Below are 18,467 nucleotides of genomic sequence, written 5' to 3'. Positions count from 1 at the left end.
TACTTCATGTACAACCATCATTTTAAAGGCGAAGCTATAATCACGTTGTGTGCGTTTAACTCGTTGTTCTTGTGCATGTTCCATAAAATAAGTCTCTTAAGGTGTAAACTTATTTCAGGACGGGACACAAAGATAACTAAAAAAAGCGACTGAAATGTCGCTTTTTTTATGTCTTTATTTTGAAAATAGATGCCGTTTAATTAGATCACTCAGGTTTGAGTAGGTCTTGAAATTTGCTACGTAATTTCATGAGCTTAGGTGGTATTGAAAAATTACAGTAGCCTTGGTTTGGGTTCCGTGCAAAGAAGTTCTGATGATATTCTTCGGCAGGGTAGAAGGTCGGCATTGGGCTGAGTTCAGTCACAATATTGATGCCTTCAGCTTTTAATTCTTCAATACGTTGTTCAGCGATTTGCTTTTGTGATTCGTCTTGATAGAAAATCACTGAGCGATACTGTGTGCCGACATCATTGCCTTGACGGTTCAGCGTGGTTGGATCGTGGGTTGCGAAAAATACATCCAGCAATTGGCTAAAACTGATTTGGCTGTCATCAAAATTGATCTGAATGACTTCTGCATGTTGGGTATTTCCCTCACAGATTTGCTCATAGCTTGGATGCTGAGTAATTCCCCCTGCATAACCACTGACAACTGTTTGCACGCCCTGAAGTTGTAGAAAAACTGCTTCTACACACCAAAAGCATCCACCACCAAATACCGCTTGTTGCATAGTGAAATCCTATCTTGTTCCCTGATGTTTAATATGGGGTTATAGCTAAAAACTGCAATGTACGTCTGTATACTAATCACAAGTTTATGTGCATTAAATGTCTCTGGCATGACTGAACAGTGAATAAAAAAGTCTGCCGAAGCAGACTTTTAAAATGATTTAACGCGGTTGAACAGCGCTTTCATATTGAATTAATAAATTGCCATGACGGTCTAGTAATTTCAATGTTTTTCCAAATACTTGATAATGCGTTACTTTTTCGAGTGCTGCATGGTACTGTCGGTCTAGCCCATTGTTATTGAGACAAGCCATCTGTGTCGCTGCAATCGGGCCAAACGTTATGGTGTCTTTGCCAGCATTATAGCCGCCCATTATACGATTACAGCCATCTGCACCTGAGACACGTTTTGAAGCCGCATCGAATTGAATGCTTGGAATATTATGCGCATTGGGTGCTGTTTTGATTGGGGTGTTGCCAATCTGAGTGGCAATCCAAGTACGGTTTTGTAATAGGTTTAAATTTTCAGTTATGGTGTTGTCTTGTGCAGGCATGCTTTCACAGCCTGTCACCACTAAAGTTGAAACCAAAGTTGCAGCAACAAATATTTGTTTTAGCATCGGAATTTCCCCGTGGAAGCATTTCAATTATCTAAGCAAATATCGCACAGATAAGCTAGCCATATTTGTATCAATATTTAAGAATTACAATTGATTGGCGCTTGGATTAGACTGTGAATGCGGCAAACCTTGTCGAATTAATTTGGAATATTGTTCACTGCTCAGTTGCTTAATTTGAGAGACGCGGGGGTTAACATGGGCTTTTTGATACCATGTTTTCATATCCCAATTTTGGTCTATGGCATGGAGGTCGTGCAAATAATTCGGCAAATAACCGGATGCAAATAAGCGGTAATCGGTTGGAAGTTGATGTTTGGAAACCGCTTGAATCATGTCAAACACCAGTGTTGTACAATTACTAGTGAGTGTGTTGTACCATTTGGGTTGAGTCTGCAGTTCATCGGCTTTATGTAGATATTCAATAAACAGCGCCTGCATTTCAGATTTTGGCATGTTTACGGGGAAGAAATAGACCTGTTCTCCGCGTGTATTGCTGCGGGTATAGATAATATCTTTTTCATCTGATGCAATGAGGCTCAGTTCATATTTACGGAAAAAACCACCAATCGCAGAGAATTCTTCATTTTTCTCTTTGCGAATTTCAATCGAAAACGTCAGCGGTGGTCGGTCAGCAAAATCAAAAGTGACCAGTGTATGGGCAATTTGCGGTCCCATCCAATACGAGGTAATGATGTTGACGCCATTGATTTGACTCAGGTCATATTGGCGGGTTTCCCAGTGCGGGGTATAGCTGCCATCGGCATGCCAGTCGAAATTACGCACATTGTGCAAGGTGACAAGATTGCCTTGCTTTTCATAATGTAGAATTTCTGCTACTTCAGGATTCCATTCACGATCTTGGCGTGCTTCCATGCCAAAATACCAAAATAGACCACAGATAAAGCCCACAATATAAATCAAGACATCTTTACGACGGCTAAAAAAGTGTTGGGTAATATAGATGCCTAAAATGCTCAGGGCGAAAGCAATCCAGATCCCAATGATAATGCGGCTGCCTAACCAGCCTGCCGGTTGCTGTATCCACAGGGCGGCACAGAGCCAAATCGAAGAACAGAGGACAAACACACTAAATAGAGAATGAAGAATACTTCGCCCTATTTTTTTGAACATTGCTTGTTGGTCACTCTGTTGCATATTTTTCTTTTAGCTTAAGATTTTTCTTTATTTTCGGTAAGTTGCGAACTCAAAAGCAATCCCAGTTTTGTCGTCGATATGTTGTTCTGACGCCACTTTTTGAAAGTCCGCAGGAATTTCAGGATAATGCGCATCACCTTGAACATCGAGTTCAACATGCGTGAGTTCTAAACGGTCTGCGATGCCGATGGTTTGCTTAAAAATTTCACCACCACCAATAATAAACAAACTCGTTGGTTTTTCTGAACTCGCGACATCAGCAACAGCTTGCGTTAACGCCTCGTCGATACTATATGCGACTTTGGTGCCTTCAAATGACCAATTGCTATCTCGTGTAATGACCCAATTGACACGCTTCGGTAGGGTACGTCCCATAGACTCTAGGGTTTTGCGTCCCATGACCACCACACCGCCTTGGGTGATGGCTTTAAAGTGCTGTAAATCGGCAGATATATGCCACGGCAAATCATTACCTTTACCAATGCAGCGCTGCTGATCCATAGCGACAACGTGCACGATTTCTAAATTTTGAAATGCCATAGTTTGAACTCAAATAGCCGAATTATTTGTCGTCTATTAGAATGCAAAATCCCGCTTGAGGTAAAGCGGGATTTTGCTTTTCACTTGGGATTTCTGAAATTAAACCGCAACAGGGGCTTTAATCGCAGGATGTGATTCATAACCTACGATTTCAATATCTTCAAATTTAAAATCGAAAAGATCGGTAATTTCAGGATTGAGTTTTAATTGGCACAGACCCATTGGTTCACGTGTCAATTGCAACTGCGCTTGTTCGAAATGGTTGGCATATAAATGTGTATCCCCACCGGTCCAAACGAAGTCACCTACACCTAGACCACAAACTTGCGCAATCATATGTGTTAACAGGGCATAGCTGGCAATGTTAAACGGCACACCCAGGAAAACGTCAGCACTACGTTGATATAATTGGCAAGATAATTTTCCGTTTTGAACAAAAAATTGAAACAAGGTATGGCATGGTGGCAATGCAACATTACCTGCCTCATTTGGGTTCCAACCAGACACGATTAGACGACGAGAGTTAGGATTGGTTTTGATTTCATTGACCAACCATTTAATTTGGTCAAAACCATCTTGTTCATATAGGCCATCGGCTTTTTTGGTTGCACCGAAATTACGCCATTGATGACCGTAAACAGGACCTAATTCGCCAGCAGGACGACCAAAACGCGCAGTTTGTTCTGCTGTAGACCATTCATCCCAAATGGAAACTTTATTGTCTTGCAAATATTGAACATTGGTATCGCCTTTAAGGAACCACAACAGTTCAATCACGATAGAGCGGAAATGAACTTTTTTGGTGGTGAGTAAAGGGAAACCTTGAGAAAGATCGAAGCGCATTTGATGACCAAATACAGAACGTGTTCCCGTACCCGTACGGTCGCCCTTGTCGCCGCCGTTGTCGAGAATGTGTTGTAAAAGGTCTAAATACTGGCGCATGTCTCTCTCATAATTTGCTAAATTTCTTGTGGCACATATTAGCTTGTTTTGCGTGAGGAAGGAACTGCGATGGGTACTTGAATATGGTCAGGTTTAAAAAATCAAAATCATACGGTGTTTATTTGGTGATGAGAAAATTTTGTAGGCAACAAGCGCTGGATTTTCTGAGTTGAAGACGTCTATTCATAACAACTACATCAAGTGTTAACGAGACTATATGTCTGTTAAATCAAGCATGAGCTTAGAAGACTTAAGCTCTATTGTTTACATATTAAGCGATGTTACATTCGCAGCGTTGAAAAAAATACAGATAAGTTTGATTAGAAAATAAACGTGATTTTTCTCATTGTGAAGAGATGATTTTGGGCTATTATTTCTGAATAAGAGTTTGATATCAAAAATAAATATATTTGAATTAAAAATAGACGGTCGTATTTAAATGTGAAGATTTGTTTAAGAAATCTTACATTTTTTACATGAAAAAACATGATTTACGCGGTACTATCACCCTCGTTAAAATTTTTGAATGCCTAAATATAGGCGGGAGTGTGGGTTAAAGAATGGCTTATGATCACAATGTAAACTTGAGTGAAGTGCATGCTCCAGTTCAGGCAAATATCATAATTCGTTCTCAGGCGAGTAAAAATACGGGCAAGTCCAATACCACTCAAAAAGCAGCGACTAAAAATGTGGTATCCCGCAATGGTCAGCGTATCGATATCGATCGTTTGACTGGATTTTTACAAGGCATTACCCGCCAAAGAAGTACTCAGAAATGTGCCCGCAGTGTTCGTTTAGCACTTGAGTCCGCAGGGGCACGTTTTAACGGTCACCCCGTTGCCGCAGCAGACTGGGGCAGCACATTACAAAAAATTGGTTATCAAAAAATTAATTTAGCGTTTGATCGACCAAAGAAAGGCGATATTTATATTATCGACCGCAATCAAAGTAGCCGTTATGGTCATATCGCAGCATATTCAGGTAAGGACTGGGTATCTGATTATCGTCAAGCGGGTTATGCGGTCTATCGAACTCCAAATGTGAAATACAGCTATTACCGCTTAGCAGATTAAAGCCCATGGCTGCAAAAAAGGTTAGTCTTCAAACCTTTTTGCACGCTGACTGTAGATCGAGACGATAAATAATCCAATTGCAGCAAAGCCCACACATTGCAGCGCTAAAATCCAGCGTTGCTCATCGGGTAGAAAATAAATTAAGCACACTAAACATAAAATTGGCAAAGTAGCCAAACCGCATTTTAATGACGGAGACAGTGTTTTTAGTTTGTCTTGTCTGAGCTTATAAAGCAGATCAATCATCAAACCAATGGCTAAACTTATGCCCGCAAAGCGGGGATCTAGTTGTTTTTGTTCAGCGCATAGAAAAATAAGCACACAGGTACTGATACAAATGATGAGCTTGATTTGTCGGTTACAGCGCTCAGAGTACCAAAACGTCAGCATTTAAACTTTACCTTGGGGTGAAGTTTTCTCGTTTTTATTCAGCAGTGAAATCGGGGAGAGCAGGCAGATCGCCAAAGCCATAAAGCCAATACCTTGAGCACCCGGAATCAAAATTTCACCCTTATTCATGTTGATAAAAACCAATGCTAACAGCAGTGCAATCGGTATCCAGGTCAATAAACGATAGAGCAAACCTGTTGGATTTTTTGCTGCAAAATGAATCTTGCAATAACGACAAATCAGGAAAATGACGCCTGTACCCATGAACATTAGAATGGCTTGAAGTGTTAGGGGTTCCATCCAATACAGAACACCGGTCAGTACGGCCATCGCAATAAAAAACAGGATTTTTTTAAGTACAGAAACGCTGGGGTTAAACCAAAATTCAAGCATGGATCGATAGTTTTAAAATAAGCTGAATAAACTTTAGCACAGATCAGTTGTCTAATTCAGTCACTTCATGTGGAGTAAATGCGTATGAAGGAATAAATTTCAGCGCATAAAAAAGCGAGGCTTAGACCTCGCTTGCTTAAAGACAATTATAAAATATTAATGATTCTTTTGTGGACCCCAGTCATAGATTTTTTTCTGGTAGGCATACCACATCATCCATAGTCCAATCAGAATCATCGGAACTGTCAGGAACTGGCCTTTACTCATCCATCCAATGAACAGTTGACCATTGTCCGGCTCACGGAAGAATTCAACGGTGAAGCGTGCTATACCATATCCGATGAGGAACAAAGCTGAAACGGCATAGCGTGGGCGAGGTTTTGAACTAAACCACCACAGCACAATAAACAGAATTAAACCTTCACAGAGTGCTTGATAGAGTTGCGACGGATGGCGCACCAACTGAAGTGGATCGGTCGGGAAGATCATGCCGAAAGCAAAATTTGGGTCAGTCACTGCACGACCATATAGCTCGCCACCAATAAAGTTCCCAATACGACCAAACATTAAGCCTGTTGGAACGCAGGGTGCGATAAAGTCGAGGGTCTGGAACCAAGTCATTTTATATTTCTTGCACCACAATAACATGGCAATCATGACCCCAAGGAAACCGCCATGGAAGCTCATGCCGCCTGTCCAAACTTGGAATAGCCACAATGGGTTGGCAAGGAACTGATCGAAACCATAAAAGAAGACATAGCCAAAGCGTCCACCAATCACGACACCCAATGCACCGTAGAAAATCAGGTCTGAGACCATTTCTGCGTTCCAGCCGTCACGTTGTTTTGCACGGTAGGTTGCCAAGCCCCATGCAAATAAAAAGGCCAATAAATACATCAGACCATACCAGTGAACTTGTAGTGGCCCCAGTGATATCGCCACAGGGTCGATATTTGGATATGTCAGCATTGCTGTTCCTTGTCATTATGTTTTGCACAGATTTTAGCTGAATGTGCTGAAAAATGTTGTACATTCAATGTGTAAAGATATTGAGAGTTGAATATGTGCATTGTGGCTTTTGCTTGGCAGGTCTTGGATGACATGCCACTCTGCCTGATTTCGAATCGTGATGAGTTTTATCATCGACCGACGGCAGGTCTAAAGCAATGGGTAGATAGTCCGATTATTGCAGGACAGGACTTACAGTCTGGTGGAACATGGATGGGGATTACCGCTCAAGGGCGTTGGGCGATTGTGACCAATTTTCGTGATGGTCGTGATCAGACCACATATCCCACTTCACGTGGCGCTTTGATTCAGCAATTTTTAGAATCTGAGCAAACGCCCATTCGGTTTGCGCAAGCACTGGAACAAATCCAATGTAATTATGCTGGCTTTAATTTATTCGTTGGCGATGCCACTCAAGCCGTTTATATGAGTAATCGCGGTGAAGCACCACAAGTCTTAGCCAAAGGGGTGTATGTCACATCCAATGGTTTAATGACTGAACATTGGGAAAAGACCCGACATTTACGCAAACGTTTCACGCAAGAATTTTTACCGATGCTACAAAGCCAGCAACCACAGGCGGATATAGACGCTGCTGCGTGGGATATTTTGGAAGATGAACGTAAAATCATTCCATCATTGTTACCCAATACTGGGATTCAGGCGGAAATGGAACATTTGTTGTCTTCAACCTTTATTCAAAGTCCAGTGTATGGCACCCGCTGTTCAAATTTATTATGTATGCGGGATTCACAGTGGCATTGGCAGGAAAAACAGCAGCAGGGTGAGCAACAAGGACAGATCACCCAGATAGAAGTGCATTTAAAGCCATAAAAAAAGCCGACGATTCGTCGGCTTTTTTTTTAGAGATGTCTTATGCGGTTTTTTGCGTTGGCTGAGCTTGTTCTACCGCTTCGCCAGCAATCACACCACCATCTTTACGGGTGATGACTACGGTCGCTGAGCGAGGACGTGAAGTCGCTGCTGCATTGGTTTGTGATGCAGGCCAGTGGCTGGTCGGCTCAGTATAGGATACTGAATCTTCACCGGGATGTTGCACATTGATAAAAATCGCTTTGTAGTCAGGTGTCATCGTCACACCTGTGATTTCACACTCTTTTGGTCCAGTCAGGAAGCGACGTAAGTTTTCATCATTCAGTTTTGCACCCACAATGGTTTCTTGACCCGATGATGTCGTGGCTTTTGTGCCATCACCGACTTGACCTGGTAGCGCAGCAAGCATCATACAGTTGGTGGTATCGGTATAAGCACCGTCATCGGTTTGAATCCATAACACACCACGTGGGTCGAACCACATCCCATCAGGTGATGACAAGTCATTATTGTCATTTAAACCAGATAAGTTAATGTTGCTCGCCATTTTTGCTTCAGCACCAAACAGGTAAATATCCCAAGTAAAGCTGAGAGCTGTGGTTGTATCACCATCTTCACGGAAACGGATAATATGACCGTTGACGTTGCCTTTACCACCTTCAGGGTCGGTGTAGTTACGTGGGTTGGCAGCATCTAGTGCATGCGTCGTACCACGGTTCGAGTTATTGGTGAGGGTCACATAGACTTCACCATTGTCTGGATGTACAGCGACCCATTCAGGACGGTCCATTTTGGTAGCACCGACAGCATCTGCGGCAAGACGTGCGAAGGTCAGAACATCTGCTTGTGAGCTAAAAGGATACACGCTGTTGCTTTGGTTTAAACCATTGACGTTATAGCTCAATTCAATCCATTGACCTTTGCCGTCATTGTTAAATTTGGCGACGTATAACTTACCGTTGTTCATGTATTTGTCGCCCGCGGCATAGCCACCGTTGACATCTTTTTTATTCCATTTTTGGTCTGATACAAATTTATAGATGTATTCACCGCGCGAGTCATCGCCCATGTAAAACGCAAGGTTGTCATCTTCACGTAAGCGACTTGCACGGCAGTCTTCATGTGCAAAGCGACCCAGTGCTGTACGTTTTACGGGGTTTTCACGACGGTCAAATGGGTCGATTTCGACAATCCAACCAAAGGTGTTTGGACCATTACGATAATCTTCTGCTGCCTGAGTACCGGTAACATTCGCTGACCAACGGTCATATAAATCTTGTGACTCATTACTTCCAATCGCCGTTTCCCAACCATAGCGTGAGTTTGCACCCGCTTTTAGGCCATAACGGTTGAGTGCCACAATTTCAGCAGGACTACGTTTGGCATCATCTGCTTTCGCACGAGCGAAGTAACCAATGAAGTTTTCTTCTGTCGTCAGGTAAGTGCCCCAAGGGGTATAACCATTACCACAGTTGTTGTGTGTACCACGGGTTTGTTGACCATTGGCTGAAAACTTCGTACTGACTAAGCTTGAGCCTGCAACAGGGCCTTTAAAGTCCATTACGGTCGATGCGGTAATACGACGGTTAAATGGAGAGTTTTGTACCAGTTTAACGGCTTGAGTCTTGCTGTCTTTTTCAATTTGAATCACAGAAACACCGTGTGCATTGACTTCACGGATAACTTCATCTTCAGGGCGACGGCCATCTACTTTGGTTGGGCCTTGTGGGTGTAAGAAGGTTGGATTGATGTATTCATGGTTCATCACCAACAAACCTTGGTCAGACTGTTTGGCATCATAACGTCCAGAGGTGATATTTAAACCAAAGAAGCTCATACCGTCATGGCAGTCACCAGAGCGGAATTGGAAGCTCGGGCCAGAAGGAACATTGTTATCATCCCACGCTGGGTATGCAGGGTTAATCGAGTCACCCATCGCATATAGCACATGCGCTTGATAGCCTTCAGGAACAGTCACAATATCTTCTAAATTCTTTTTCACTGGTGTGAAATTGAACTTGGTCGGTTTTTGATTTGGATCAGTAACTGGTGGTTTGGTATTGCTATTTGAACCTGAGTCATTGTCATCATTACACCCCGTTAATGAAGATGCCAATGCAAGTGCGACTGCACCACTCGCAGTCTTGGTAATCAAGCTACGACGGCTGATGCGTTGTTCTAAAATGTCACGAAAATGAAGGTTATCCGAAGTGTTGTTATCAAGTTCTTGATCTTCGTTATATGGCATGTTTGTCATGAATTTAAATCCTGGCAAAGGTGTGCTGGGTAAAAGTTGATCACATAAAACTATCGATAAAATATGACAATGCTTTGAAGCTAATGTTGCAAACTGATGAAATAGGCATTTGGATTTCGCTGCATGTAAATTGCAAAACATTAAATGGACGCATAAAAAAAGAGGCTATCTCAGCCTCTTAGGTGTAAAACTCACCAAAATTGTCGAAACATATGTCTATTTAAGTTGCAGATGCACGTCGTTTTTCAATCAGCTTGCCAAAGAACAAACCCAGCTCAAACAGCATCCACATGGGAATGGCCAACATGATCATCGAAAGCGCATCGGGTGGCGTGGCAAACATGGCGACAAAAAAACAGCCAACGATAATAAAACGACGCTTCTCCACCAAGGTTTGAGTAGACACCACCCCGATCAAAATCAAAATTAATGTGATGATCGGAATTTCAAAGGTCAATCCAAACACCAAAAAAAGCTTTAAGCAAAAACTTAAATAACTATTGATGTCCGTCATCGGGGCGACCGTTTCAGGGGAAACACTCATAAAAAAATGTAGGATGGATGGCAGGGCAACCCAATAGGCAAAGGCAATACCGGCATAGAAGAGGACGATACTGCCGAATAATAAGGGCATCGCCAAATGCCGCTCTTTTTCATACAGTGCAGGTTTGATGAAGGCCCAAAGTTGATAAATCACGAAAGGCATCGCGAGCATAAGCGCGACAAAGAAATTTAGCTTAAACGGCGCCATAAAGGTGGCGGTCACATCCGTTGCGATCATGGATGAGGTCATCGGCAACTGAGCACGCAGAGGCTCTGACATCAATTGATAGCTTTGATTGGCAAAGGGCAATAAACAAAAGAACAGAATCAAAATGAGCCCTGTAATTTTGATCAAATGCCGACGCAAAATCACCAAATGTTTGGTGATCGGCATTTCTTCCAAATCAGGCACAGTGTTCTGTGAATTATTCAGTGAAAGATCTGTCATACGGCCACCTGATATTCTGCTAATGCATCGGTCGAACTTAATGTGGGAGCTTGATCTGTTTTAATTTCGTGCTTTATTTTCATTTGGGGTGTAACCACGGCAAATATCGTGCTCTGACCACGTTCGATGTACTGATAACGTGGGGATAAATTTTTATTGTCAGGTAGGACGGCTTCTTGTTGTTTTTGCGCAGTCTGTTCTATGGGGTGTTGCGTTTGTTGTAATTCATTCATCTGCGCTTGCATACGCGCTTCGAGCTGTTGAATACGTTGCATTTCTTTTTGCATTTCTTCACGAAGTTCGGACATGCGAAGCTCACGATCAATATCTGTTTGCACGTTACTGATCAGTCGTTTAACTTTCCCGTACCATTTACCTGCAAAGCGGATACCTTCAGGCAGTTTTTCCGGGCCAAGTACGATCAGCGCAATAATGCTGAACACCAGTAATTCGCTAATACCAATATTGAGCATTATGACAACTCCTTAGCTTTGAACTGAGGAATTGGTTTTATTTTGAGCTTCATGCTCTAGCGTGCGAGGCTCATTAAGCTGTGTCTTTGCTGCGTCTTCATCACGCATCGATTTTTTGAAATCTTTGACAGCGCCGCCGACATCTTTGCCCAAGTTTTTTAGTTTTGATGTACCAAAGAGTAAAATCACCACAATTGCAAAAATCAGTACATGCCAAATCGATAGTCCAGCCATCTTGTTATCCTCTTGTTGGTCTGCACAACATTTCAGCAGTTGTAGATGACAGTGAAGTGACCAAGATGTTGCAGTTTAAAGACAGCCGCGAAGCTTATGTTCAGTGTTACTATGCATGGATTGAGCAGTGAGGGTGGTGTAGTGGCGTTTCTTCTTCCGATATTGGGTTTTTTAAGTGGCCTCGGATTGGCATCATTATCAGGAACCGCATCGCTCAAATCGATTTTCTCTAGCTTACTTGCACGCTGTTTTATTCCAGCTGTAATCATCTACAACATGGTGTTCTATCAAGCAGGCAGTTTAGCGCTCATGCTCTTTAGCTTTAGTGTTGCCGTGCTGATGTTTTATTTATTTCGCTGGCTGTTAAAAGATAGTTTACGTGCCTTGTGTGTCAGTTATTTGAACTTGGCTTGGCTGGGTTTTCCTTTTGCCTTAGCACTGTTTGGCCCTGAAATTAGTGCAGCGATGGTGGCTCTGTATGTCGGTGGCTCTATCTTTGGCAATATGTGGGCCGTGACAGCCGTCAGTTCAGCCCAATTACCATGGTCGAGCGTGATGCAAAAAGTGGCGATGTCTCCCCCTGTATTTGCCTTGATGATTGCAGGCGTCTGTCGAATAGTTGGACTGCAGCATTTAGAAGAACATCAGATCTTAGATTGGCTCTATCAAGCTGCAAAAATTGGAATGAGTTTCACGGGGATGTGTGTCTTAGGCATGTGGCTGCGTCAAACCAAGGTACAATGGCGTGATCTGATTAACAGTAGTCGTATTTATGCGATGAAACTCACCGTTGGCGCGGTGATCTGTAGTTTGAGTTATGCCTTTCTTCCGATTCCCCAGATCGAGAAATATATTGGGGTGATGTTTATGCTGTTCTGCTTACCCCCTGCAGCGAATATTGTGGCTTTAGAAACGCATTATCAAGGAACAGGCACTTCGGCACGTTATATTGCTTCAGGCACGATTATGAGCTGTATCGTCGTCAGTTTTTATGGGTTAATTTTGCATCTTTTTTCGCTTTAAAATGAAAAGTGAATTATAGATGCCCGCAAAGGGCGACTACTTGAGCTGTTTTCGAATCTGCCAATCACGCACGAGGGCGTATATCATTGCGATACCTATCAGGCCTGGAAATCCAACCTGACCTTGCGACAGATTAAGCATGATCGACAGTACGATCAACACTGCAAAAATAGCGTAGGTGGCACGAAAGCCTGAGGTGAGCGGGTAGGTTAGTTGCACATGGCAATGAGGGCAGCTTATTTTTTGAAAACCAAGAAAAGAGCGTGTTGGGATTTCAGTTGAGGTGTGATGACATGCGTTGCATATGATCTGTATCGGTTGAAGTGCCATAATTATTCTATTTTTATTCAGGGATTGGAGTTAATCTTTGGCATTAAGATTAACTCCAATTTAAATTATTTCAAACTTGCTTTAAATAATTTCATCGCCTGACCACGATGGCTGATTTTATTTTTTTCTTCTTTTGATAATTCAGCACTAGAAACATTCAGTTCTGGCAGCCAAAACAGTGGGTCATAGCCAAAGCCATTTTCACCACGTGCTGCTTCCATCACTTCACCGCGCCAAATCCCTTGGAAAATTTGTGGGAGTGGGTCTTCTGCATGTTGGACCAAAGCCAAGACACATACAAACATCCCTTCGATGGCTTCACCCTCTTTGCGGAGCGGTTTGAGGTCAGCAAGCAACTTGGCATTGTTAGCGGCATCATTGCCATGTTCACCTGCATAGCGCGCAGAGTAAATCCCTGGTGCGCCACCGAGTACAGGAACGCAAATGCCAGAATCATCTGCAATGGCTGGCTTGCCTGAAATTTTCGATGCGTGACGCGCTTTAATAATGGCATTTTCAACAAAGCTTAGGCCGTCTTCGATGGCATCTTCTATGTTCAATTGACCTTGAGGAATCACTTCAACAGGAAGATTAAGCTCGGCAAACATTTTTTCAAATTCTGCAATTTTACCTTTGTTGTTGCTCGCCAGAACCAAAGTGCCTTGAGATAACCAATTAGATGAAGCCATGCAGAATCGCTCTTTATGTTGAATATTGAAAAGTATTTTAACGGATTTAACGTATCTGGTTGAAGTTAAATGTGCTTTAGACTCCTATTACTGTAATACCATCAATTTTGTTGATTTGAATGTTTTTTAAAAATCCAATGACTTGGTTAATCATAGTGATTACTTTAGTTTTATATTTAGGGAATTTCTTCCTAAAATTTTTTGTTTCTTTTTTAAAGAGAAGCTGAACATTATCTTTATAAGTTAAAATTTTTTTTTCATTTAGATAGTTTTTATAATGATTCAGCCTTTCAATAATTGTAGTGATTTTTTCAGGATAAACATAAGTTGGTCCCCAGTGTGACCAAGGGCTTTCATGTTCAAAGAAGAATTTTTCGATAAGTGAAAAAGCGAGTTCATCAATAACGATAGAGTTTTGCAAGTTTGGATTTTGATCAAGGTTAAAAGGAATAATCTGTATGTTTAATCCAGAATAATATCCACTTGAATATTGAATGACTTCAAAATTTATTTTCATGTATTGCCCTTATAATTTTAAAAATATGGGTTGTTTTAGAAGTATATATTTAATAAAAAAGCACCCGAAGGTGCTTTTTAAGATTCAAAAACTTATTGTGCTTGAATCCATTTGTCCGCACGGTCACGTGCTTGACGGATTTGGTCTTGGCTTAAGTTCGCTGCTAAAGCGGTTTTTTTGCCTTCAGACAAGCTAATCACTTTGTTGTCGAGCATGCCATCACGGGTAGAAAGCTCATACCATTGGTATGCACCCATGTAGTTTTTCTTTTGCTCTTCCATCATGGCTAAGTTAAAGCTTGCGCGGTTATCACCACGGCTGGCTGCTTTTTCGAAATATTGACGAGCAAGCGCTTCATCTTTTTTAGTCCCAATGCCATCAGCGAGCATACGACCCACATTGAGCTGAGCTGCAGATAAACCTTGATCGGCAGCAGCTTTGTACCATGCAAAAGCTTGACGTTCATCTTTTGCAACGTCTTTACCTTGTTGATATTTAGTGCCTAAGTAAAACTGAGCACCAGGCTGACCTGCTTTAGCAGCTTTACTTAAGCTGTGAATATCCATAATTGAATATTGTGCAGCTTGGCTAGAAACTGAAGATGATGGAGCAACATAATCCGCATGGGCTTGTATGCTAAAAAGTCCAATCAGTAGCGTCGTGCTTAATAATAATTTTTTCATAGAGCGCTCACTCGATAAATTGCGACTTCACCAAATAGATTTGGGAGACGTTTACTCAGTAAACTATCTTGTTGATCCCCATTAACGGCAAGTCGGTTAATAATCCGGATGTTATTTTCAGCACACAGCGCTTCAAAATCACGGAAAGTACATAAATGAATATTGGGCGTGTTATACCACATATAGGGTAACGCGTCTGAAACAGGCATCATTCCTTTTAATGCAAGGAAAGAACGAGTCTTCCAATGTGCAAAGTTTGGAAAGGTGATAATGGCCTGTTTCCCCACACGCACCATGTCTCTTAAAAGAACGTCTGGTGCATCTACAGCTTGCAAGGCTTGTGCCATAACCACATAGTCAAAAGACTGGTCGGCAAAGCGACTTAAACCTAAGTTCAAGTCCTGTTGGATGATATTTAACCCGCGACTGACCGCAATTGCAATCTTTTCTTGATCAATTTCTAAGCCATATGCACGAATATTGTGCTTTTTGCTCATATGTGCAAGCAGTTCACCGTCACCACACCCTAAATCGAGTACGCTTGAATCTGGTTTAATCCAACGTTCAGCCAGTTGATGATCAATACGCATTAGTTGGTCTCCTTCGGTGTTTCTTGCAGGTGTTTTACACCGCCTAGGAATGCACGTAAGCTTTTCACATATAACGGAATCGGGAACAAGAAAGAGTCATGACCTTGTTCAGCATCAATATCCACATAGCTCACAGGCTTATGATTACTAATTAATGCATCTACAATTTCTTGCGAACGAGCAGGGGTAAAACGCCAGTCCGTTGTAAATGAAACAACTAAAAATTGACACTTGGTTTTAGACATCGCGGTTTTTAATGATTGCTCATATTCACGTGATGGATCGAAATAATCTAAAGCCTTGGTCATGATCAAATAGGTATTGGCATCAAAGTTACGGCTAAATTGCTCACCTTGATAACGCAAATAACTTTCGACTTGGAATTCGACGTCAAAGCCATACATAAATTTACCTGACTTTAAGTCACGGCCAAATTTTTGTTTCATGGCTTCTTCAGAGAGGTAAGTGATATGACCCACCATACGGGCCAAGATCAAACCACGCTTAGGATAACTATCATTTTCTAAATAACGACCATCATGAAAATCTGGGTCAGACAAAATAGACTGACGCGCCACTTCGTTAAAGGCAATGTTTTGCGCAGACAGTTTTGGTGTGCTGGCAATAATCACGCACTTTTGTAAACGATCTGGATAGTCCACAGACCATTGTAAAGCTTGCATACCACCTAAAGAGCCGCCAATCACCGCATACCACTGCTGAATCTCTAAACGATCAGACAACATGGCTTGGGTTTTGACCCAGTCACGGACAGTCACTAATGGAAAATCAGGACCATAAGGGCGATTGTCATTTTCAGGATTTGGAGAGGTCGGTCCAGTAGAACCGCTACAGCCGCCGATATTATTTAGTGCTACGACAAAGAATTTTGACGTATCAATGGCTTTACCTGGTCCAATACATGCGTCCCACCAACCCGGTTTACGGTCATCTTCATGATGATAACCTGCTGCATGATGATGGCCTGACAGTGCATGACAAATCAAAATTGCATTAGATTTGTCTGCATTCAGTTCGCCATAAGTTTCAACCATGAGCTCAAAACGTGGGAGTATGCGATCGCATTCGAGCTCTAACGGCTCTTCAAAAATAAACTTTTGTGGGGTAACTAAGCCCACTGAGTCAGCTGGAAAAGACACAGGAATAATTCGCCTTAAATCTTTAGTATGAATAATAAAAGGATACCACTTGAGGGTATCCTTCTAAAGTCATTTTATTGCTATTTGATATTTATAGCATTGAATTAGACTGCAGCAGCAATCACTTGTTCAGTACTTAAAACACCTTGTTCAATTAAACGGTTCGTGCTAGCAATAATCGCTTCAATCGATGCAGTCACGATATTATCATGTACACCTGCACCGAATGCAGACTTACCTGTACCTTTCACTTGAAGTTCAATTAAAGCTAATGCTTTGGCATGCGCGCCTGAACTGATGCTACGTTCTTCATAGTTCAAGACATCAATCGGTAACTGCAAGGCATTTAAGATAGCAGAGATTGGGCCGTTGCCTTCACCACGTAATTGCTGAATCTCACCGTTCACTTCGACATCAAGCTCAATGACTTGTTTGCCATTTTCATCATGTAAGCGGTAGTTTTTCGCCGCATAATGCGTATCTTTGGCAGCCACATAAGTGTCTTTAAACAATGACCAGATCGCTTGCGCAGAAATCTCAGTACCGTCTTCATCTGTTTTTTGCTGTACGATTTGCGAGAACTCAATTTGAATACGACGAGGCAAAACCACGTTGTAATTTGATTCTAACAAGTACGCAATACCGCCTTTACCAGACTGTGAGTTGACACGAATCACGGCATCATAGTCGCGGCCCAAGTCTTTCGGGTCGATTGGCAAATAAGGCATATCCCACATTTCTTCGTTCTTTTGGAACTCGAAACCTTTTTTAATGGCATCTTGGTGTGAACCAGAGAACGCGGTAAAGACCAAATCACCAGCATACGGATGACGAGGGTGTACCGGCAAGCCTGTGCATTCTTCAATGATTGAAATGATTTCGTTAATGTTTGAGAAATCTAAGTTTGGCGCAACACCTTGGGTATACATGTTCAATGCAATCGCTGCAACGTCCACGTTACCTGTACGTTCACCGTTACCAAACACACAACCTTCGACACGGTCAGCACCAGCCATAATCGCCAACTCAGAAGCGGCAATACCACAGCCACGGTCGTTATGACAGTGCACAGAAATAATCACACCGTCACGGCGTTGAATGTTACGGTGCATCCATTCCACTTGGTCTGCATAGACGTTCGGACCTGAAACTTCAACCGTTGCAGGCAAGTTTAAAATCACTTTGTTCTCTGGAGATGCTTCCCAAATTTCAGTGACCGCATCACAGACATCTTTAGCGACTTCTAATTCTGTTGCAGTAAAACACTCTGGACTGTATTGGAATACAAATTCAGTTTCAGGCTGTTTTGCAGCGTATTCTTTGACTTTCGTTGCGGCATTAATCGCTAATTGTTTTGCACCAGCAACATCAACATTCAACACTTTATTGCGGAATGTTGGCGAGTTTGAGTTGTAGATATGCACGATGGCACGTTTTGCCCCTTGTAATGATTCAAATGTACGTTGAATCAAATGATCACGTGCTTGAACCAAAACTTCGATGTACACATCATCGGGAATATGGCCGCCTTCGATCAACAAACGGGTGAAATCAAAGTCGATTTGTGATGCAGAAGGGAAGCCGATTTCAATGTGTTTGAAACCAATTTTCACAAGCATTTGGAACATTTTGAACTTTTGTTCAATGTTCATTGGCTCGAAGATCGCTTGGTTACCGTCACGAAGGTCGGTACTCATCCAGATCGGCGCTTTATTGATTTCGTTATTTGGCCATTGACGGTCTGGTAAGTCTACACGTTGGTACATGCGACGGTATTTTTTGCTTGGATCTGCCAACATCATGTGAAAACTCCTTATAGCACCGTGGATAAATGTCG

The 18,467-nt window shown here is 42.2% G+C and carries 22 protein-coding genes; 3 read left to right on the top strand and 19 right to left on the bottom strand.

The features are described from left to right. Positions 1 to 205: 205 nt before the first annotated feature. From msrA to thyA, 5 genes are all read right to left on the bottom strand, one after another. Positions 206 to 730 carry a peptide-methionine (S)-S-oxide reductase MsrA gene (gene msrA, locus FTU37_RS13325; RefSeq protein ID WP_168377885.1) on the bottom strand — a complete coding sequence of 175 codons (525 nt, stop codon included), beginning with the start codon at positions 728 to 730 and terminating at the stop codon, positions 206 to 208. A gap of 159 nt (positions 731 to 889) precedes the next feature. Next, positions 890 to 1,348, bottom strand: coding sequence for an META domain-containing protein (locus tag FTU37_RS13320; RefSeq protein WP_168377884.1), 459 nt, complete (start codon positions 1,346 to 1,348; stop codon positions 890 to 892). Between the two features lie 84 nt (positions 1,349 to 1,432). Further along, positions 1,433 to 2,503 (bottom strand): DUF4105 domain-containing protein, encoded by a 1,071-nt coding sequence (locus FTU37_RS13315; protein ID WP_168377883.1) that lies wholly within the window; start codon positions 2,501 to 2,503, stop codon positions 1,433 to 1,435. A gap of 27 nt (positions 2,504 to 2,530) precedes the next feature. Beyond that, positions 2,531 to 3,043, bottom strand: coding sequence for a dihydrofolate reductase (locus FTU37_RS13310; RefSeq protein WP_168377882.1), 513 nt, complete (start codon positions 3,041 to 3,043; stop codon positions 2,531 to 2,533). A gap of 99 nt (positions 3,044 to 3,142) precedes the next feature. Further along, the gene (gene thyA / locus FTU37_RS13305) at positions 3,143 to 3,985 is read right to left on the bottom strand and encodes a thymidylate synthase (protein WP_078189681.1); all 843 of its coding nucleotides are present in this window, start codon (positions 3,983 to 3,985) and stop codon (positions 3,143 to 3,145) included. A gap of 560 nt (positions 3,986 to 4,545) precedes the next feature. Here thyA and FTU37_RS13300 point away from each other — a divergent pair. Further along, positions 4,546 to 5,058 (top strand): peptidoglycan amidohydrolase family protein, encoded by a 513-nt coding sequence (locus FTU37_RS13300; RefSeq protein ID WP_168377881.1) that lies wholly within the window; start codon positions 4,546 to 4,548, stop codon positions 5,056 to 5,058. Positions 5,059 to 5,079: 21 nt separating this feature from the next. Here the strand turns inward: FTU37_RS13300 and FTU37_RS13295 are convergent, their stop codons facing one another. The 3 genes from FTU37_RS13295 to lgt all read right to left on the bottom strand — a co-directional run bounded on the left by FTU37_RS13295 (position 5,080) and on the right by lgt (position 6,810). Beyond that, positions 5,080 to 5,448 (bottom strand): hypothetical protein, encoded by a 369-nt coding sequence (locus FTU37_RS13295; RefSeq protein WP_168377880.1) that lies wholly within the window; start codon positions 5,446 to 5,448, stop codon positions 5,080 to 5,082. Continuing rightward, positions 5,449 to 5,841, bottom strand: coding sequence for a hypothetical protein (locus FTU37_RS13290; RefSeq protein ID WP_168377879.1), 393 nt, complete (start codon positions 5,839 to 5,841; stop codon positions 5,449 to 5,451). A 156-nt stretch (positions 5,842 to 5,997) separates the two neighbouring features. Further along, positions 5,998 to 6,810, bottom strand: coding sequence for a prolipoprotein diacylglyceryl transferase (lgt, locus tag FTU37_RS13285; RefSeq protein WP_078189677.1), 813 nt, complete (start codon positions 6,808 to 6,810; stop codon positions 5,998 to 6,000). A 93-nt stretch (positions 6,811 to 6,903) separates the two neighbouring features. Here lgt and FTU37_RS13280 point away from each other — a divergent pair, with 93 nt between their 5' ends. Beyond that, positions 6,904 to 7,683 (top strand): NRDE family protein, encoded by a 780-nt coding sequence (locus FTU37_RS13280; protein ID WP_168377878.1) that lies wholly within the window; start codon positions 6,904 to 6,906, stop codon positions 7,681 to 7,683. A gap of 40 nt (positions 7,684 to 7,723) precedes the next feature. On the opposite strand, the gene FTU37_RS13275 is transcribed toward FTU37_RS13280, so the two are convergent. The 4 genes from FTU37_RS13275 to tatA form a co-directional block, all read right to left on the bottom strand. Further along, positions 7,724 to 9,940 (bottom strand): PhoX family phosphatase, encoded by a 2,217-nt coding sequence (locus tag FTU37_RS13275; protein ID WP_168377877.1) that lies wholly within the window; start codon positions 9,938 to 9,940, stop codon positions 7,724 to 7,726. A 220-nt stretch (positions 9,941 to 10,160) separates the two neighbouring features. Beyond that, complete coding sequence (tatC, locus tag FTU37_RS13270; RefSeq protein ID WP_168377876.1) at positions 10,161 to 10,931, bottom strand: twin-arginine translocase subunit TatC; 771 nt, start codon at positions 10,929 to 10,931, stop codon at positions 10,161 to 10,163. Beyond that, complete coding sequence (gene tatB / locus FTU37_RS13265) at positions 10,928 to 11,404, bottom strand: Sec-independent protein translocase protein TatB (protein WP_168377875.1); 477 nt, start codon at positions 11,402 to 11,404, stop codon at positions 10,928 to 10,930. Before tatB ends, tatC begins: the two co-directional genes overlap by 4 nt. Before the next feature lie 12 nt (positions 11,405 to 11,416). Next, positions 11,417 to 11,638, bottom strand: a complete 222-nt coding sequence (gene tatA / locus FTU37_RS13260; RefSeq protein WP_168377874.1) for a Sec-independent protein translocase subunit TatA — start codon at positions 11,636 to 11,638, stop codon at positions 11,417 to 11,419. A 141-nt stretch (positions 11,639 to 11,779) separates the two neighbouring features. On the opposite strand from tatA, the gene FTU37_RS13255 reads away from it, so the two are divergent. Continuing rightward, positions 11,780 to 12,661, top strand: coding sequence for a permease (locus tag FTU37_RS13255; protein WP_168377993.1), 882 nt, complete (start codon positions 11,780 to 11,782; stop codon positions 12,659 to 12,661). Between the two features lie 36 nt (positions 12,662 to 12,697). On the opposite strand, the gene FTU37_RS13250 is transcribed toward FTU37_RS13255, so the two are convergent. From FTU37_RS13250 to leuA, 7 genes are all read right to left on the bottom strand, one after another. After that, positions 12,698 to 12,991, bottom strand: a complete 294-nt coding sequence (locus tag FTU37_RS13250) for a hypothetical protein (RefSeq protein ID WP_180124483.1) — start codon at positions 12,989 to 12,991, stop codon at positions 12,698 to 12,700. A 65-nt stretch (positions 12,992 to 13,056) separates the two neighbouring features. Continuing rightward, complete coding sequence (gene rdgB, locus FTU37_RS13245; RefSeq protein WP_180065187.1) at positions 13,057 to 13,680, bottom strand: RdgB/HAM1 family non-canonical purine NTP pyrophosphatase; 624 nt, start codon at positions 13,678 to 13,680, stop codon at positions 13,057 to 13,059. Positions 13,681 to 13,756: 76 nt separating this feature from the next. After that, positions 13,757 to 14,197 (bottom strand): hypothetical protein, encoded by a 441-nt coding sequence (locus tag FTU37_RS13240; RefSeq protein WP_168377872.1) that lies wholly within the window; start codon positions 14,195 to 14,197, stop codon positions 13,757 to 13,759. Between the two features lie 92 nt (positions 14,198 to 14,289). Next, positions 14,290 to 14,880 carry a tetratricopeptide repeat protein gene (locus tag FTU37_RS13235; RefSeq protein ID WP_078189669.1) on the bottom strand — a complete coding sequence of 197 codons (591 nt, stop codon included), beginning with the start codon at positions 14,878 to 14,880 and terminating at the stop codon, positions 14,290 to 14,292. Next, a complete protein-coding gene (metW, locus tag FTU37_RS13230) occupies positions 14,877 to 15,470 on the bottom strand; it encodes a methionine biosynthesis protein MetW (protein WP_067763682.1) in 594 nt (197 codons plus the stop codon). The genes FTU37_RS13235 and metW overlap by 4 nt, the downstream gene beginning before the upstream one ends. Beyond that, a complete protein-coding gene (locus tag FTU37_RS13225) occupies positions 15,470 to 16,630 on the bottom strand; it encodes a homoserine O-acetyltransferase (RefSeq protein ID WP_168377871.1) in 1,161 nt (386 codons plus the stop codon). Before FTU37_RS13225 ends, metW begins: the two co-directional genes overlap by 1 nt. A 104-nt stretch (positions 16,631 to 16,734) precedes the next feature. After that, complete coding sequence (leuA, locus tag FTU37_RS13220; protein WP_111884051.1) at positions 16,735 to 18,432, bottom strand: 2-isopropylmalate synthase; 1,698 nt, start codon at positions 18,430 to 18,432, stop codon at positions 16,735 to 16,737. Positions 18,433 to 18,467 lie beyond the last annotated feature (35 nt).

The organism is Acinetobacter sp. YH12097 (assembly GCF_013419225.1).
In the GTDB taxonomy this organism is placed as follows: domain Bacteria; phylum Pseudomonadota; class Gammaproteobacteria; order Pseudomonadales; family Moraxellaceae; genus Acinetobacter; species Acinetobacter amyesii.
The sequence above is the reverse complement of the archived record's forward strand: the minus strand, read 5'-3'. Positions and strand labels throughout refer to the sequence as shown.

Coding starts and splice junctions, on each gene's coding strand:
- FTU37_RS13310 (WP_168377882.1), bottom strand. CDS start 3,043: ATGGCATTTCAAAATTTAGAAATCGTGCACGTTGTCGCTATGGATCAG.
- thyA (WP_078189681.1), bottom strand. CDS start 3,985: ATGCGCCAGTATTTAGACCTTTTACAACACATTCTCGACAACGGCGGC.
- tatC (WP_168377876.1), bottom strand. CDS start 10,931: ATGACAGATCTTTCACTGAATAATTCACAGAACACTGTGCCTGATTTG.
- leuA (WP_111884051.1), bottom strand. CDS start 18,432: ATGATGTTGGCAGATCCAAGCAAAAAATACCGTCGCATGTACCAACGT.
- FTU37_RS13235 (WP_078189669.1), bottom strand. CDS start 14,880: ATGAAAAAATTATTATTAAGCACGACGCTACTGATTGGACTTTTTAGC.
- tatA (WP_168377874.1), bottom strand. CDS start 11,638: ATGGCTGGACTATCGATTTGGCATGTACTGATTTTTGCAATTGTGGTG.
- msrA (WP_168377885.1), bottom strand. CDS start 730: ATGCAACAAGCGGTATTTGGTGGTGGATGCTTTTGGTGTGTAGAAGCA.
- FTU37_RS13280 (WP_168377878.1), top strand. CDS start 6,904: ATGTGCATTGTGGCTTTTGCTTGGCAGGTCTTGGATGACATGCCACTC.
- FTU37_RS13315 (WP_168377883.1), bottom strand. CDS start 2,503: ATGCAACAGAGTGACCAACAAGCAATGTTCAAAAAAATAGGGCGAAGT.
- FTU37_RS13250 (WP_180124483.1), bottom strand. CDS start 12,991: ATGGCACTTCAACCGATACAGATCATATGCAACGCATGTCATCACACC.
- FTU37_RS13295 (WP_168377880.1), bottom strand. CDS start 5,448: ATGCTGACGTTTTGGTACTCTGAGCGCTGTAACCGACAAATCAAGCTC.
- tatB (WP_168377875.1), bottom strand. CDS start 11,404: ATGCTCAATATTGGTATTAGCGAATTACTGGTGTTCAGCATTATTGCG.
- FTU37_RS13320 (WP_168377884.1), bottom strand. CDS start 1,348: ATGCTAAAACAAATATTTGTTGCTGCAACTTTGGTTTCAACTTTAGTG.
- FTU37_RS13290 (WP_168377879.1), bottom strand. CDS start 5,841: ATGCTTGAATTTTGGTTTAACCCCAGCGTTTCTGTACTTAAAAAAATC.
- FTU37_RS13300 (WP_168377881.1), top strand. CDS start 4,546: ATGGCTTATGATCACAATGTAAACTTGAGTGAAGTGCATGCTCCAGTT.
- FTU37_RS13275 (WP_168377877.1), bottom strand. CDS start 9,940: ATGACAAACATGCCATATAACGAAGATCAAGAACTTGATAACAACACT.
- rdgB (WP_180065187.1), bottom strand. CDS start 13,680: ATGGCTTCATCTAATTGGTTATCTCAAGGCACTTTGGTTCTGGCGAGC.
- FTU37_RS13240 (WP_168377872.1), bottom strand. CDS start 14,197: ATGAAAATAAATTTTGAAGTCATTCAATATTCAAGTGGATATTATTCT.
- metW (WP_067763682.1), bottom strand. CDS start 15,470: ATGCGTATTGATCATCAACTGGCTGAACGTTGGATTAAACCAGATTCA.
- lgt (WP_078189677.1), bottom strand. CDS start 6,810: ATGCTGACATATCCAAATATCGACCCTGTGGCGATATCACTGGGGCCA.